At 42.7% G+C, this 16,639-nt stretch carries 15 protein-coding genes; 8 read left to right on the top strand and 7 right to left on the bottom strand.

Features of this window, described 5'->3' with window-relative positions:
• Nucleotides 1-36: 36 nt before the first annotated feature.
• The 3 genes from yaaA to ABZA00_RS05125 all read right to left on the bottom strand — a co-directional run bounded on the left by yaaA (nt 37) and on the right by ABZA00_RS05125 (nt 3,066).
• The gene (yaaA, locus tag ABZA00_RS05135) at nt 37-810 is read right to left on the bottom strand and encodes a peroxide stress protein YaaA (protein WP_372881069.1); all 774 of its coding nucleotides are present in this window, start codon (nt 808-810) and stop codon (nt 37-39) included.
• Nucleotides 811-904: 94 nt separating this feature from the next.
• Complete coding sequence (locus tag ABZA00_RS05130) at nt 905-2,020, bottom strand: PilT/PilU family type 4a pilus ATPase (protein WP_372881068.1); 1,116 nt, start codon at nt 2,018-2,020, stop codon at nt 905-907.
• Nucleotides 2,021-2,031: 11 nt separating this feature from the next.
• Nucleotides 2,032-3,066: a type IV pilus twitching motility protein PilT gene (locus ABZA00_RS05125; RefSeq protein WP_372881067.1), complete on the bottom strand. Its 1,035-nt coding sequence runs from the start codon at nt 3,064-3,066 to the stop codon at nt 2,032-2,034.
• A gap of 18 nt (nt 3,067-3,084) precedes the next feature.
• Between ABZA00_RS05125 and ABZA00_RS05120 the strand changes: the two genes are divergently transcribed.
• The 8 genes from ABZA00_RS05120 (at nt 3,085) to ABZA00_RS05085 (ending at nt 9,722) form a co-directional block, all read left to right on the top strand.
• A complete protein-coding gene (locus tag ABZA00_RS05120) occupies nt 3,085-3,783 on the top strand; it encodes a YggS family pyridoxal phosphate-dependent enzyme (protein WP_372881066.1) in 699 nt (232 codons plus the stop codon).
• A gap of 10 nt (nt 3,784-3,793) precedes the next feature.
• On the top strand, nt 3,794-4,618 hold the full coding sequence (gene proC / locus ABZA00_RS05115) for a pyrroline-5-carboxylate reductase (protein WP_372881065.1): 825 nt from the start codon (nt 3,794-3,796) through the stop codon (nt 4,616-4,618).
• A 33-nt stretch (nt 4,619-4,651) separates the two neighbouring features.
• On the top strand, nt 4,652-5,194 hold the full coding sequence (locus ABZA00_RS05110; RefSeq protein WP_372881064.1) for a YggT family protein: 543 nt from the start codon (nt 4,652-4,654) through the stop codon (nt 5,192-5,194).
• Nucleotides 5,194-5,487 carry a DUF167 family protein YggU gene (gene yggU, locus ABZA00_RS05105; RefSeq protein ID WP_372881063.1) on the top strand — a complete coding sequence of 98 codons (294 nt, stop codon included), beginning with the start codon at nt 5,194-5,196 and terminating at the stop codon, nt 5,485-5,487. The genes ABZA00_RS05110 and yggU overlap by 1 nt, the downstream gene beginning before the upstream one ends.
• A gap of 9 nt (nt 5,488-5,496) precedes the next feature.
• Complete coding sequence (locus tag ABZA00_RS05100; RefSeq protein WP_372881062.1) at nt 5,497-5,937, top strand: DUF4426 domain-containing protein; 441 nt, start codon at nt 5,497-5,499, stop codon at nt 5,935-5,937.
• A gap of 32 nt (nt 5,938-5,969) precedes the next feature.
• Nucleotides 5,970-6,572 (top strand): XTP/dITP diphosphatase, encoded by a 603-nt coding sequence (locus ABZA00_RS05095; protein ID WP_372881061.1) that lies wholly within the window; start codon nt 5,970-5,972, stop codon nt 6,570-6,572.
• Nucleotides 6,573-6,655: 83 nt separating this feature from the next.
• The gene (gene hemW / locus ABZA00_RS05090; RefSeq protein ID WP_372881060.1) at nt 6,656-7,798 is read left to right on the top strand and encodes a radical SAM family heme chaperone HemW; all 1,143 of its coding nucleotides are present in this window, start codon (nt 6,656-6,658) and stop codon (nt 7,796-7,798) included.
• Nucleotides 7,799-7,841: 43 nt separating this feature from the next.
• Nucleotides 7,842-9,722, top strand: a complete 1,881-nt coding sequence (locus ABZA00_RS05085) for a monovalent cation:proton antiporter-2 (CPA2) family protein (RefSeq protein ID WP_372881059.1) — start codon at nt 7,842-7,844, stop codon at nt 9,720-9,722.
• 213 nt (nt 9,723-9,935) lie between these two features.
• Here the strand turns inward: ABZA00_RS05085 and ABZA00_RS05080 are convergent, their stop codons facing one another.
• From ABZA00_RS05080 to argE, 4 genes are all read right to left on the bottom strand, one after another.
• Entirely contained in the window at nt 9,936-11,372 is a 1,437-nt protein-coding gene (locus tag ABZA00_RS05080) for a diguanylate cyclase domain-containing protein (protein ID WP_372881058.1), read from the bottom strand.
• Nucleotides 11,373-11,852: 480 nt separating this feature from the next.
• On the bottom strand, nt 11,853-12,089 hold the full coding sequence (gene tusA / locus ABZA00_RS05075) for a sulfurtransferase TusA (protein WP_372881057.1): 237 nt from the start codon (nt 12,087-12,089) through the stop codon (nt 11,853-11,855).
• Nucleotides 12,090-12,379: 290 nt separating this feature from the next.
• Nucleotides 12,380-15,016 (bottom strand): phosphoenolpyruvate carboxylase, encoded by a 2,637-nt coding sequence (gene ppc, locus ABZA00_RS05070; protein ID WP_372881056.1) that lies wholly within the window; start codon nt 15,014-15,016, stop codon nt 12,380-12,382.
• Nucleotides 15,017-15,134: 118 nt separating this feature from the next.
• The gene (argE, locus tag ABZA00_RS05065; protein WP_372881055.1) at nt 15,135-16,283 is read right to left on the bottom strand and encodes an acetylornithine deacetylase; all 1,149 of its coding nucleotides are present in this window, start codon (nt 16,281-16,283) and stop codon (nt 15,135-15,137) included.
• Between the last annotated feature and the right edge of the window lie 356 nt (nt 16,284-16,639).

The following is a 16,639-nucleotide window of genomic DNA, read 5'->3' as shown; positions in this document are numbered from 1 at the left end:
CTCGTAGCTCGTAGCTCGTAGCTCGTAGCTCAAATACTATCTTTCATCACGATAAAAAACTAACTCTGTCGCGTTCGATTCTGACGCGACAAAATAGTAACCATCACTGTCAAAGGCTTTTAATTGATCCGGCGACCTTATCTGCTGCTCCATAATATAACGCGCCATTAAACCGCGGGCCTTTTTAGCATAAAAGCTGATCACCTTATATTTTCCATTTTTCTGATCTTTAAAGACCGGGGTGAGAATCCGACCGTGCAGCCCTTTTTTCTGTACAGATTTAAAATACTCATTTGAAGCGAGGTTAATAAGAAGATCATCACCCTGCTCCTGTAATGCCTTATTTAACGCCCGGGTAATTAACTCACCCCAAAAGTGATATAAGTTGGCGCCACGTTGATTGTCTAGTTTAGTACCCATTTCTAAACGGTATGCCTGCATCAGATCTAACGGGCGTAATAAACCATATAATCCCGATAAAATACGCAAATGGCTTTGCGCATAAGTGATTGTTTCCACACTTAGCGATTCAGCCTGTAATCCGCTATAAACATCGCCCTGAAATGTGAATAACGCCTGTTTGGCATTATCTAAAGAGAACGGGACCTGCCATTGGTTAAAACGCGCTACATTTAAGCCTGCAATTTTATCACTCACTTTCATTAGCGAGGCAATATCCTGCATCGATAATTGCTGACAACGGTTTATTAATATCTGACTTTCTGCCAGTAAGTCTGGTTGAGAAAAGCTGCTGACTGGTGCGGCAGTTTCAACATCAAGGGTTTTCGCCGGTGAAAGAACAACTAACATCTTTATTCCTATTAAAATAAAAAAGCGACAACCGTCGCTTTTGTAAAAAACTATCCGCCATCTGCTGCACTTTATAAGATGGCTTGGCTATAAATTATAAGTCTAATGTAACATCGCTAAGCTTACCTGTACCTACCTGTTGCGGATCTTTCGCTGAGTATAACTTAATCATCAAGCGCAGATCGTTGACAGAGTCAGCATGGGCTAATGTTTCGGTGTAACCGATCATGTCTCTTTCATATAACTCAAAGAGCGCCTGATCAAAGGTCTGCATACCATGCTCTCTGGATTTTGTCATAATCTCTTTGAGCAGATGCAGGTTTCCGCTACGAATAACGTCAGCCAGTCTCGGGGTATTATATAAAATCTCAAAAGCAGCACAACGCTCTTTTCCATCCTTGCTCGGTACCAGCTGTTGAGCAACTATTGCACGTAAATTAAGGGAAAGATCAAATAAAAACTGACGATGTACTTCCGGCGGCACTAAATGCAGAATGCGATCCAGCGCCTGGTTCGCATTGTTGGCATGCAGAGTAGCCATACATAAATGCCCTGTCTCAGCAAATGACAAAGCAAACTCCATGGTTTCTCTGGTGCGTATTTCACCAATCAGAATAACATCCGGCGCCTGGCGTAATGAGTTTTTCAGCGCCAGATCAAATGAGTCAGTGTCAACCCCCACTTCACGCTGGGTGACCACGGACTTTCCATGCTCATGCAGAAATTCAATCGGATCTTCGATAGTAAGAATATGGCCGGGTGCATGTTGATTACGGTAACCAATCATCGCCGCCTGCGTCGTTGATTTCCCCGCCCCCGTAGCGCCGACAAATAAAACCAGACCACGTTTTGCCATAGCGATATCTTTCAGACGTTCAGGCAGATTAAGCTCAGAAAATAGAGGTATTTTCATTTCGATACGGCGCAGCACCATACCTGGTTGCTCTTTCTGCATAAAGGCACTGATCCGGAAACGTCCGCCATGTTTGGCAAGAAACGCATAATTGGACTCTTTAACGGCCTGAAATTCAGCGAAACGAGTGTCATTCATGGTTTCTTTAATTAAAGCGTAAACATCTTCACGGCTAAATTTCTGTTCACTGATCTGCTCTAATTTTCCATTTACTTTAATTGTCGCAGGCAACCCAACCGTGATGTATAAGTCGGAAGCTTTTACATTATCGGCCTGTACTAATAGCTCATCTAACATAATAAATCACCTTAGAATGTTTTTGGATCTGCTGCTTTTTGTGCTGCATCGGCGTGGGAAACAAGACCCTGGGCAACTAAATTACGTAAACTTTGATCCAGAGTCTGCATCCCGTGTACCATCCCGGTCTGGATCACCGAGTACATCTGCGCAACTTTATCTTCACGGATCAGGTTACGAATCGCGGGAATCCCCATCATAATTTCATGTGCAGCAACTCGCCCGCCGCCATTCTTTTTCAGCAGTGTTTGTGAAATAACTGCGCGCAGTGATTCAGATAACATTGAGCGCACCATGCTTTTTTCGGCCGCAGGAAATACATCAATTACACGGTCGATGGTTTTAGCCGCGGAGGTGGTATGCAGCGTACCAAAGACCAGGTGCCCGGTTTCCGCCGCCGTCAGGGCCAATCGAATCGTTTCCAGATCACGCATCTCCCCTACCAGAATAACATCCGGGTCTTCCCGTAATGCACTTTTGAGTGCCGCATCAAAACCTAAGGTGTCTTTGTAGACCTCGCGCTGATTGACCAGTGATTTTTTTGACTGATGGACAAACTCGACAGGATCTTCAATAGTCAGGATATGTTCATGACGGCTGTCATTAATGTAATCAATCATTGCCGCCAAAGTTGTTGATTTGCCCGAGCCGGTTGGCCCGGTGACCAACACAAGGCCACGAGGAAATTCTGAAATTGTTTTAAAGCTGTGCGGCGCGCCAAGCTGCTCTAAGGTTAACACTTTACTCGGGATAGTACGGAATACCGCACCGGCTCCACGCTGCTGGTTAAAAGCATTGACACGGAAACGCGCTAAGTCCGGAATCTCGAAAGAGAAATCGGTTTCCAGCATCTCTTCAAAATCTTTGCGCTGTTTATCATTCATAATGTCGTAAATGAGGCTGTGTACCTCTTTATGGTCCAGTGCAGGCACATTAATTTTACGTACTTCACCATCTACCCGAATCATCGGAGGAACTCCTGCAGAAAGGTGTAGATCTGATGCATTATGCTTTACACTAAAAGCCAACAATTCTGTTATATCCATATAATTTAAACCTTATTTATGACTAATATAATTAAAAACATTAAAAACGTTGAGCAAAAAATAGCTCGTATCGCTGAGCAGGTAGAACGTGATCCTGAGGAGATTCAACTACTGGCGGTCAGTAAAACCAAACCGGTATCCCAGATAAAAGAAGCTTACCAGGCAGGCTTACGCCATTTTGGTGAAAACTATGTCCAAGAGAGTATCAAAAAAATTGAGCAAATTAAACTTGACCCAGATTTTAATGAGCCGCTATTTTGGTACTTTATCGGTCCGTTACAATCGAATAAAACTCGTCCGGTGGCTGAAAACTTTGATTGGGTACAGAGCGTAGAGCGATTGAAAATCGCGCAACGCCTCAATGATCAGCGCCCCAGTCATCTGGCCAAACTAAATATCTGCTTACAGGTTAATATTAGCGGAGAACAGAGCAAGTCGGGTACTAGTTTATCCCAAGTTCTTGAACTCGCCTCACAAGTTAACCAACTGGCGCACTTAAAACTGCGTGGTATTATGGCTATCCCGGAAAAAACCGATAACAGCCAGCAACTTGAAAAGCAGTTCAATCAGCTCCATAACATTTATCTGCAACTGCAGCAGTTATACCCGCAAGTTGATACACTGTCGATGGGCATGAGCGGAGATTTAGAAACTGCAATTGCCTGCGGCAGTAATATGGTAAGAATCGGAACCGATATTTTCGGTTCAAGAAACTAAGGAAAATAATATGTTACATAAAAAAATCACCTTTATCGGCGCTGGCAACATGGCAGCCAGCATCATCAGCGGCTTAGTTAAATCAGGATATCCTGCCGACTTTATCTGTGCCAGTGAGCCAAATAAAGCTAACACTCAGAAACTGGTAGAGCAGTTTGCTATTACCGGCAATCAGGATAACAGAGCTTCAGCTGACTGGGCTGAGGTTGTAGTTCTGGCTGTAAAACCGCAAATTATGGCGGATGTTTGTCAGACATTAATCGAGCAGGGAGTCGATTTCAGCAATAAGCTGGTTATCTCCATTGCAGCGGGCGTCTCAGTACAGCGCCTGCAATCTTTATTAGGAGAGAATACGGCCGTTATCCGCACTATGCCTAATACCCCTTCATTATTACAAAAAGGGATGACCGGATTATTCGCATCAACGCAGGTAAGCCAGGAAAATAAAACCTTTGCCGGAGATCTGATGGCAGCCGTAGGGGAAACGCTCTGGATACAGGAAGAAAGTATGATTAATGCGGTGACTGCCGCATCAGGCTCTTCTCCTGCGTATTTTTTCCTGTTTATGGAGGCGATGCAGAACAAAGCAATAGAAATGGGCTTTGCACCTGAGCAGGCGCGTTTATTGGTAATGCAGTCGGCACTTGGCAGCATTGAGATGGTCAAGCAAAACCCTGATTTAGAAATTTCTACTCTGCGTGAAAACGTCACCTCTAAAGGCGGAACAACCGCACAGGCGCTCACTACTTTTAATGAACTGCAGTTAAGCGAAATCGTTGCTAAGGCCATGCAGGCGGCTTCTGACCGCGGCGCAGAAATGGAAAAATTATTTTAATTTTAAGTTAATAACATAGAGTGAGTGTAGGTAATGAGTGCAGTAAATTTTTTAGTTAATACCCTGTTTGACCTGTATTTGATGGTGGTATTATTACGCGTGTGGTTACAGGTTGCGCGAGCCGATTTTTACAACCCTTTCAGCCAGTTTGTCATTAAAGCGACACAGCCGGTTGTTGGTCCGCTGCGCAGGGTTATTCCGGGACTCGGCGGCTGGGATCTGGCTACGATTTTATTTGCTTTTGTTATTGCCTGTCTGAAAATCACCACTTTCTCTTTAATGTTAGGCGCGTCAATGAATCCGATCGTGATCCTTATTTCCGGCCTGGTTATTTTAATTACGGCGGTCTTTAAACTGCTCTTTTGGGTATTAATATTGCGCGCAATTTTAAGCTGGATAAGTCGCGGTCACAACCCGATTGAAGCAGTAATGATCCAGTTAACCGAGCCTCTGCTTGCACCTGTGCGTCGCTTTATCCCGCCGATAGGAGGTTTGGACCTGTCCATGCTGGTGGTCTTGATTGGACTGCAGTTTTTAGAGATGTTAGTAAACGATTTACTGAGTAAATTATTTTAATGTCGGCAGGTAATCTACAATATAAGGGGCAGGATCTTTTACTGCGCCTTGTACTGCAACCCAAGTCCAGTCGCGATCAATTTGTCGGAATGCTCGGTGATGAGCTGAAAATAGCCATTACCGCGCCACCGGTTGATGGCAAAGCCAATGCGCACCTGATCAAGTTTTTAAGTAAACAGTTTAAAGTCGCTAAAAGTGCAGTCAGCGTGGAAAAAGGTTTATTAAGCCGGCATAAGTTGGTGCGTATCCATGCCCCTAAACAGATGCCTGATTTTTTTAAATCGTTCATTTAAGGAGTTATCATGCTTAATTTAACACAAGCTTATCAAGCTTTTTTGATTGCCGCGCTGTTTTGCTTTAACACCTCGGGTATTGCCGCACAATTTCAAACTTTCAATAACCTGGAAGTACATTATATCGCCTTAACCAGTACTTTTTTACAACCTGATATAGCCCAAAAATATACAATTAAACGCAGCAAATACAATGCGATTATTAATATTTCAGTACTGGATAAAAATGCCGGGAACAAAGCAGTTTCAGCAGTGATCAGCGGTACAGGAAAAAATCTGTTAGGGCAAAGCCATGATCTAAACTTTATCGAAATCAAAGAAGGGGATGCGGTTTATTATATTGCTGATTACCCGTTTAGCAATGAAGAGATTGTTAATTTTAATATCACCATTACAGCGCAAGAACAAACCAACACGTTAAAATTTCAGCATAAGTTTTATGTCGATTAATAAAAGTACAGAAAAAGAGGACTGCCAATAAAATGAAAAAACAATGGGTACTGGCCACAGGAAACAAAGGCAAAGTAAAAGAGATGAGCGAGCTGCTGAATAGCTTTGCTATCGAAGTACTGCCGCAAAGCCAGTTTGACGTTTCAGAAGTAGCAGAAACCGGCACCACCTTTGTTGAAAATGCCATTATAAAAGCGCGTCATGCGGCTAAAGTTACCGGACTACCGGCCATTGCCGATGATTCAGGATTAGAGGTAGACTTTTTAAATGGTCAACCGGGGATCTATTCATCGCGATTTTCCGGCGAAAATGCCACGGATCAGGAAAATATTGATCTTTTATTAAATAAATTAGAAGGTGTCGGCAAAGAGCAGCGCGGCGCGCGCTTCCAATGCGTATTAGTCTATTTACGCCACGAACTGGATCCTACTCCGGTAATTTGTCAGGGCACCTGGCACGGCAGTATCACCGAATCTGTACAGGGCGAAAATGGTTTCGGTTATGATCCGGTATTTTGGGTCGAGAGCGAACAGTGCACCTCAGCGCAATTAAGTAAACAGCGCAAAGGTGAATTAAGCCACCGCGGAAAGGCGTTAACCATGCTGGTTGCATTACTTAAAGAACAATTAAGTTAACGGCAGCGCTTTGCAGATAAAGATAAAAATCAACATAAACGCAGAGTATAATCTGCGTTTTTTTCATGACCTTTGAGTACCCCATGCTAAAACTTCCACCGCTCAGCCTTTATATCCATATTCCCTGGTGCATTGAAAAGTGCCCCTATTGCGATTTTAATTCCCATAAATTACGTACAGAAATACCTGAACAGGAATACCTGCGTGCCTTATTAGAAGATCTTAATAATGATCTTATCTATGCGCAGGGGCGCCCCCTGGAGACAATCTTTATTGGTGGCGGGACGCCGAGTTTATTATCAGCAGCAGGTATCGGCTGGTTACTAACTGAAATAGAGAAAAAAATACCCTTTAAGGACAATATAGAGATCACCCTGGAAGCAAATCCCGGTGCGATTGAGAATCAAAAGATAGCCGATTTTAAAAAAGCCGGCATCACCCGCTTCTCCTTTGGTGTGCAAAGTTTTCAGCAGGATAAACTGACCAAGCTGGGACGTATACATGGCGTTGAAGAAGCAAAAACAGCAGCCAGACAAGCTCATCATGTGGGCATGAAAACCTTTAATTTAGATTTAATGCATGGTTTACCACAGCAAAGCCTGAATGATGCGTTAAGCGATTTGCAGACTGCTATTGATCTCAACCCCACCCATCTTTCCTGGTATCAGCTGACCATAGAGCCAAATACACAATATTTTTCCCATCCGCCTAAACTACCGGAAGATGAACTGTTATGGGATATTCAGGAAAAAGGGCAAAAATTACTCGCTGAGAATGGTTATCTGCAATATGAAATTTCCGCTTATAGTAAAGTCGGCTTTGAATGTTTACATAACCTCAACTATTGGCGATTTGGTGATTATATTGGAATCGGCTGCGGTGCTCACGGCAAAGTGACCCTACCCTTGCAAAATAAAATATTACGCAGCAGCAAAATCAAACATCCCAAAGGGTATTTGGATCCAACTCGTTCCTATGTAGATGAAGTCGCGACTGTCGAAAAAGACGATTTAGCTTTTGAATATATGATAAACCGCTTACGTTTATTTGAAGACATTCCCTTTACGGAGTTTGTCGATTTTACCGGCTTACTTGTCAGCTCGATTGACCGGCAAATTCAGAAGGCCGTTGCAAAAAAACTATTAATAACCAAAAATAATAGCTGGCAAGTCACTCCTTTAGGACATCGTTACCTTAATGAGCTATTAACTCTATTTATGAATTAAACTGTTCAAAACCCGGATATCCGACACAGACTAAGAGAATATTATGACTGAATATTTTATTTATGCTTTTATCTACCTGGCCGCGGCCGTAATAGCAGTGCCTCTGGCAAGGCGCTTCGGCTTAGGCTCGGTACTGGGTTACTTGATAGCCGGCGTTTTTATCGGTCCAATTATCGGTTTGGTTGGCGATGAGACCACCAGTATTCAGCACTTTGCTGAATTTGGTGTAGTTTTGATGCTTTTTCTGGTGGGGTTGGAGCTTGATCCGAAAATGCTGTGGAGCATGCGCAACCGCCTGATGGGACTGGGTGGACTGCAGGTTGCTTTAACCGTAATAGTCGTGATGTGGATAGCTTCTTATTTTGTTGAACAGTGGACAACCGCGCTAACCATAGGCCTGATTTTTTCACTCTCTTCAACGGCGATTGTGCTGCAGACCTTTAACGAAAAAGGGCTAAGCAAAACAGAAGGCGGCAAAAATGCCTTTTCAGTTTTACTCTTCCAGGATATTGCCGTTATTCCGATGCTGGCGTTAATTCCATTATTCGCCCTGCCTGAACTTATCGACAAAGCACAGCAAGTAGCCTCGAGCGCAGCCGAGCACCACGAAAGCTTGAGCCTGGTGGCCTCGTTGCCTAACTGGGCTTATGCGCTGGCGGTTATCACCGCCATTGTCGGTGTAGTTTTTGCGGGCCATTATTTAAGCCGCCCGTTATTCAAATTTGTCGCCAGCTCAGGCTTACGGGAAATTTTCACCGCCTCAGCCTTAATGCTGGTGATCGGTATTGCCGCATTAATGAGTCTGGTGGATCTCTCACCAGCCCTGGGTACCTTTTTAGCCGGGGTGGTACTGGCAAACTCGGAGTTCCGCCATGAATTAGAATCTAATATTGAGCCCTTCAAAGGCTTATTGCTGGGACTATTTTTTATCACTGTCGGCGCGGGCATCGATTTTTATATTCTCTATTCTCACTTCTTCGTCATTATCGCTTTAACCTTTGCGGTAATGTTATTAAAAGCGATCGTTTTATTGCTACTGGCAGTGATCTTTAAAATTAAAAATAGTGACCGCTGGTTATTCGCTCTAAGCCTGGCACAAGCGGGTGAGTTTGGTTTTGTATTGTTAAATTTCACCGTGCAGCAGCATGTTTTACCCCCGCAAATAGCCGATCCTTTATCACTTGTTGTAGCGTTATCAATGTTTCTGACACCCGCGCTGTTTATTTTCTTTGATAAGGTGATTTTACCGCGCTACCAGCAAACCAGCAATCAACGCGAGCAGGATCAGATTGATGAAACTGGTTGTGTGATTATTGCCGGTGCAGGCAGGTTCGGACAGGTGGTTAACCGTTTATTAGTGGCCAATAAAGTAGCCACTGTGGTATTAGATCACGAATCCAGCATGATCGACAGATTACGCCAGATAAATATCAAAAGTTATTTTGGCGACGCAACACGCCCGGATCTACTGCACACAGCGGGCATTGAACAGGCAAAGTTATTGGTTGTTGCCATTGATGATAAGATTCGCTCGGCCGAGTTGGTTGAATATGTAAAACACGCTTACCCGAAAGTGAAAATTTTAGCGCGGGCTTTCGATCGCGGGCATTATTACTCACTTAAGCATGCCGGTGCCGATTATATTATTATGGAAACTTACCTTTCAGCCTTGGAACTTGGTACTCAAGCTCTGCAGCATTTAGGCTTTAGCGTGAATAAAGCTGAAAGACAACGTCAGAAATTTATGAATGCGGAAGCAAAAGGTAAACATTCGTTATATAAAATATGGCAGGAAAGTACTTCCGATGACCGTTTCGACAGCGACTACCGGCAGCTGTTTATCGAGCTTGAGGATGAACTAAGCCAAATCATGGCATTCGAAGAGGAAGAGCCTATATCAAGCCCTACCCAAAATAGTTATTGAATGACTTAGTATGGCGGTTCCAGGTCTTTTCACTGCAACGCTCCCTTAATAATGAAGTTCAAAGAAGTTAGCAGTTCTGTCAAAGTGTAGCATCTACTGGTAGGTGCTTCTGTTATTGATAACGACTATAGCTGGTTGAGGAGATAGTTATTCTCCCGGTTCGATTTAATCGCACTAACCTAAATTCAGATAATCAACAACACTCAAGCCCGCTCATAAAACAGAGACAACCATATTTTTACCGCCTTTTTTTGCTTCATAGAGGGCGTTATCGGCCCGGCTTAAAAGCGAGTCGATTGTATCCATTGAATTCAGCATAGTAAGGCCAAAACTGGCAGTGACTTTTTTATCTGTCAGTTGTGATAAAACCTTATCTTCTTCGAAGGCTTTTTTCAGCTTTTCTGCAATTATTTTTGCAGTATCCAGATCAGTATCAATTAACGCGACAATAAACTCCTCGCCTCCCCATCTACCTTTAAGGTCCGTCTGACGAAGATTATCTCTGATAATATCAGCAAGACGCACGAGTACTTTATCGCCGGTTTGATGGCCCAATGTATCGTTAATAATTTTGAAATCATCCAAATCAAAAAAGAGTAAGGATAAATAACTATGCCTGCGCCGGCTCAATAATAATGAGTGCTCCAGCTCTTCATTGAATACACGGCGATTTTTCAGCTTAGTCAAATCATCATATTGGGCAAGATGATTCAAATTCAAATGATGGTTTTTTATCGTTTTCAGAATTAAAAAGGTTATTATCAGTGTGGCAAAAAGTGAGATTAACAAATTGAAATAGAATGTCTTTCTTACTTCCTGGGTAAATCCTGACAGCTTCGCTTCCACGACCAGGTAAAGATCCAGTTCTGGAATATATTTGGTGTTTATCAAATATTCTTCCCCCTCCCTTATATAATCAATTACTCTGCTGTTTTTACTGAGAATAACGTCCCGCAAGGAATTCAATTCCTGCACATCTGCAATATTCTTTAATGAATTAACGCCATGTTCATAGAGAACAACTTCGCCCTCTTTATTGAGAAAATAAACATTGAAAAGATATTGTTGCCGGAAGTGTTTGAGCATATCGTTTACATAAGAAATTTTCAGTCCGATTCCGGTGATGCCGATCGTATGATAATTTTCATCATAGATTTTATGGTTGATGAACATAATCATTCCGTCATCAATATACTCATTGAAATCAAGGTTTATTTCGTGGACTGCGGTGGTTTCCATAAAGTTGAAATACCAGTCGTTATTGGGATTACCTTCAACAACTTGCTCTAATAGACCTTTCCGGGTGTAATAGTTTCTGGTTTTTTCAGAGACAAGAAAGGTAACAAACATCTTATATCTGTTTTTAATCGTGTCCAGATAGGTAGATATTTTGTCAACATCATCTTCATTAAAAATCAGCCAATCTCTGAGAAAGGTATCCTGAGCCATCATAGACGCGATAAGATTCGGCTCAATAATATGTTTTTGAATTTCCGTATAGATATTATCTACGGTGAGCGGCAAAGAGCGTTCTCTGAGTTGTTCCTGTGCAGACTTGAGAGAGACCTGATAATTCACTACAGAGATAATAAGTGACAGTGTAACCAGCAAAAAAGTGACCATGGCCACAATACGATAGCTAGACTTCATGAACTCTCTTCCTAATTATAATCATATGATAACAACCATTATAAATACCACCGAGATGACCAACAAAGTGCCAGCTCGAAAGAGATCTCTATTCCTTCGCTAACACGCCTTGCCTGAGCGATTTTTAGTCAGCTCTGGCGTTCGTTTTTTAAACTATATGGTGCTCTAGAGCATGCAGATAAAAGCACGAATCAATTTCTTATACCAATTCCGTTAATTAGATGATCTATTTAGGCGTAGCAAAAATGGATGAAAGCAAGGCATTGATTGCAGTAACTAGTTGTTCTATTACACAAAATTGTATGGAACAATTTTGAACAGCTTTAGCTGGCCACAAAGTGGTGAAGAACAGGACGTTCTGAATCAAATCAATAACAAAGACTAAAACGTAGTTTTATGTCTAGCTAGCATTCATTTAAACCAGCATAAATGAATAGATAATTATCGGGTTTGGTATTAATACTCTTTTATATGACGAATTTAAGCACCTTTACGTATTAAATAGCGATACGGTACCTGACTGGTATCGGCTTCAACTAAAGTATGATCCATAAATCTGCAAAAACTGGGGATGTCACGCGTTGTTGCCGGATCGTCGGCAATGACGCTTAATAATTGCCCATCCTGCATCTTCCTTACTGTTTTACGGATCATCATTACAGGCTCCGGACAACGTAAACCGAGGGTATCGAGTTGTTGAATGTTTTCTTTATTCATTAAATCTAAATCACTTTTGATACTGATAAAATAGGATTGAGTATTAGCTCGCTATTCTAAAACTATTTGCAGTGATGGTCTACTTGATTGGAATGGTCGTCAGATTTTAGCGAACAGCTATCGGTATTGAAGGTTGATGATGGCAGTGCTTGAATAGGAAGGTGATTGAGATTCCCGCGCAAGTAACGGGGGAATCTCAGATTGCAGTCATTTTTAAACGATTACAATACAGAGCTGCGCACTTTGCAGCTCTGATGGTTGACTGCTGAAAACTAAAAGCTTTCTATATATCAGCCAGTATTACGAAGTCCTGCTGCAATACCTGCAATAGTGACCATCAATGCCTGGTCAATAACCGGACAAATTTCTTCACCGTTTTTACGTGAACGGGAAAGTAATTCTGCCTGTAACATATTGAGTGGATCAACATAAGGGTTACGCAGAGAAATTGACTCTTTAATCCAAGGCTGTTCCTGCATTAATTTATGATCAGGAATGGTTTCCAGCACAGTATCTCGGGTTAACTTCAAATTATCACGTAAGCGCTGTCCTAGTGGCCACAGTTCTTTTGGTACCAGGCGCTCTTCATAGAATTGAGTTAACTCTTCATCAGCTTTCAGGAATACCATTTCAAACATTTCTAGACGGGTATGGAAAAACGGCCAGTTACAATACATTTCCTGTAGTAACTCTTTTTTCCCTTCGTCTAATAATTTTTTCAATGGTGAACCCGCACCCAGCCAGGCCGGCAGCATTAAACGGTTTTGGCTCCATGCGAAAATCCAGGGAATAGCACGCAGACTTTCTATGCCGCCGTTGGGTTTGCGCTTGGCCGGGCGACTGCCTAAAGCTAATTTACCCAGTTCTACTTCAGGCGTCACATGACGGAAATAAGGCACAAAATCAGCCTCCTCCCGGATAAAGTGACGATATTCCTGGCAGGATTCCTCGGCAAACTGCTCCATCACATCGCGCCATTCTTGTTTTGGTGCGGGAGGCGGTAGCAAGTTTGCTTCTAAAATAGCAGCGGTATAGAGATTCAAACTTTGTATCGCAACTTTAGGCAGACCAAATTTAAAGCGGATCATCTCGCCTTGTTCGGTTACCCGTAAACCACCTTTTAGAGAGCCAGGAGGTTGTGATAACAGTGCCTGGTGTGCAGGTGCGCCGCCACGTCCAATTGTGCCCCCACGTCCGTGGAACAGAACCAGCTTGATGTCATTCTCTGCGCTGATTTTAACCAGTGCTTCCTGCGAGGTATATTGCGCCCAGTTGGCCGCCATTACGCCGGCATCTTTCGCTGAATCAGAATAACCGATCATTACATGCTGAACACCTTTGATGTAACCGCGATACCAGTCTACAGCAAACAAACGTTTCATTACCGCTGCCGCATTATTCAAGTCATCAAGTGTTTCGAATAATGGTGCAACCGGAATGCGGAAAGGGCAGCCCATCTCTTTTAATATTAGCTGTACAGCCAATACATCGGATGCCTGGCGCGCCATCGAGATAATGTAGATGCCTAAGGCTTCCGGATCTGTCTGCGCAACCACTTTACAGGTGTCTAAGACTTCCTGTACTTCAGCAGAGGGGGCCCACTTGCTCGGGAAAAGCGGGCGTTTACTGTTTAATTCCTGTAATAAGAAAGCCTGTTTATCGGCTTCATTCCAGGCATTGTAGTCACCCAGACCTAAATAACGGGTTAATTCCGATAGCGTATTCCCGTGGCGTTCACCATCCTGACGGATATCTAACTTCAACAGGTTAATACCAAAACAGTTCAAACGGCGTAAGATATCTAAAATCAAACCATTTGCAATGCAGTTCATACCCATGTTTTTAAGTGATTGGTAACATAATAGCAAAGGTTCTTTTAACTGCTTGGTTGTGGTGATGATATCTTTAGCATCAGTCTGCTGATTTTGCAGAGTCGCACTCAATGAAGTTAATGTTTCTTTTAATTCTGCACGTAATTTACGTAACACAGCCCGGTAAGGTTCAGCAGCATCTTCTCCGACAACAGCGCGTAACGCTTCATCACAGTTATCCATTGATAACTCATCGGTGAGTTGTTTGATATCTTTAAGGTATAAACTGACGGCTACCCAGCGGCTTGACAATAAAACTTCCTGGGTGACTTTTGCGGTAACGAAAGGGTTACCATCGCGGTCGCCACCCATCCATGAAGTGAATGTAATCGGTGAAGCCTCAAGTGGCAGTGACAGCCCTAAACCGCTCTCTAATTCATTTTCTAAATTGCGGATAAACTGCGGGACAGCCTGCCATAAACTGTTTTCAATGGCAGCAAATCCCCATTTAGCTTCGTCTACCGGAGTCGGGCGCTTCTGGCGTATATCATTGGTATGCCAGGCTTGGCTGATTAACTGCTCTAAACGATCGAATAACAGGTCACGTTCTTTATCTGAAATATCGCTAAGCTCTAAATAACTTAAGCAGTCATTAATTGCGATGTGCTTATGGATAAGCGTGCGGCGCGTAATTTCGGTCGGGTGAGCGGTCAGTACCATTTCCATTTTTAATTCATTAACGCTGTTCTGCATCTCTTCTGTTGATAGATTTGCATTTTTTAATTTAGCGATTAATTTTTTAATAGGATCCGGTGCGCAGACACCGCTGTCGCAGTGACGGGAAATTCCGTGAAACTGTTCCGCGATATTTGCTAAGTTTAAAAAGTGAGTAAAAGCACGAGCAACTGGTACTAATTCATCATCAGAAAGATTGGTTAACATCTCCACAAGTGCTACACCATCTTCTGTATTCCCGGCACGAGAAGATTTAGAGAGCTTACGGATGGTTTCTATTTTGTCCAGAAACGCTTCACCGAGGTGGCTCCCGATACTTTTACCAAGTAATTGCCCTAATAAACCGACGTTACTACGTAAATTTGAATATTCTTCTGTCATATGTCCCCTGAACTAGCGATAAAATTGCATAATTAATAAAACAAAGTGAATAAACTATCACATTAATGGGGGCAGTCAACGCTGCATCACAAAAATAGATAGTTCTTAATAGGATAAATTAACTAACACAGTAGCGGTTGATTAACTTTTTGATCACCTCTTTGGTTGGTTTAACAAAGGAAAGATCTAAATACTCATTCGGCTGGTGGGCCTGCGCGATATGCCCCGGCCCCAGCACTATGGTGTCGCAGCCAAGTTCCTGGATAAACGGTGCTTCGGTACAGTAATTAGCACTTTGTGCTTTGTTACCGGTATAAATTTCAGCGTTATTGATAAGGTCTGAATGCAGCGGGCATTGGTACGAAGGAATGGGCTCATGTAAATGGTAGACTTCAACACTTTTTGGATAACGTTTTTCAATCTCGGCCAAAGCCTGTTTCACGGTAATAAATAGCTCCGTGGTGCTAATGCCCGGAATAGGGCGCATATCAATATGCAGGTCACAGCAGCCGCAAATCCGGTTGGGGCTGTCGCCGCCATTTATTGCCCCGAAATTAAGGGTGGGATAGGGTACATCAAAGTGCGGGTTGTGGTATTTTTCTTTAAACTGCTGTTGTACTTTTTTTAATTCGCCTATTACCAGATGCATGATTTCAATGGCGTTCAGCCCCTTATCCGGATCTGAACTGTGCCCGCTTCGACCGGTAATGCGGATACCTTCGGACATATGACCTTTATGCATGATCACCGGTACCAAACCGGTCGGCTCACCGATAATGGCATAGTCAGGTTTAATACTTTTTTGCTGCGCGATTGCCTGCGCACCGGACATAGTGGTTTCTTCATCGGCGGTTGCTAAAATACGCAGGGGTTTATTCAGGCTTTTTAAGTCGAGATCTTTTAACACCTCAATAACAAAAGCAAAAAAACCCTTCATATCGATTGTGCCCAAGCCATAAAGGCGATTCTCTTTTTCAACCACGGTAAAAGGATCGGTTAACCATTTACCCTGATCATAAGGAACCGTGTCGGTATGGCCGGCAAGCAGTAAACCACCATCACCTTCACCCAATGTGGCGATTAAATTATATTTACCGGGCACATTCGGGATCTCTTTTATTTCATTTTTAAATCCCAGCTCTTCTAACCAGCCGGCAAGCTGATTAATCACTTTTAAATTGCTTTGATCCCATGATGGATCCGTAGAGCTGATAGAGGGAATCGCAATCAGCTCTTTGTAGAGGTTGATAAAAGTAGGTAATGACATAAAGCACCTTAAATGGGTAGATAAGATAAAAAAAGATATTACACCTAATTTGGCTAAAAAAAAGCCTTCAATCAGTTATTCATCTCTGAGGGACTGTTTGTCACAGATCTCATAATAGTAAATTGAAAGCCGCATCATTGATAAGCGCCAGATGCTTTCTCCCTGTAGTCCACTGATTACATTGATGTGCGCAGATAGAGGAGAATAACTTATTTGATTGTGTTTATTTAGCGGTTTTATTTAATGTCTTTAATCCTTTTTCAGGGTAGATTAGACAACTCCGTTGTGGCGTTTACGCTGCATTAGCAGAACAGTTTGTTGTGCAAAACAAATGCGCAATAGATGCCACTATAAAA

Origin of the sequence: Psychromonas sp. (assembly GCF_041586535.1) — a bacterium.
In the GTDB taxonomy this organism is placed as follows: Bacteria; Pseudomonadota; Gammaproteobacteria; order Enterobacterales; family Psychromonadaceae; genus Psychromonas.
This window is presented reverse-complemented; position numbering and strand designations above follow the sequence as displayed.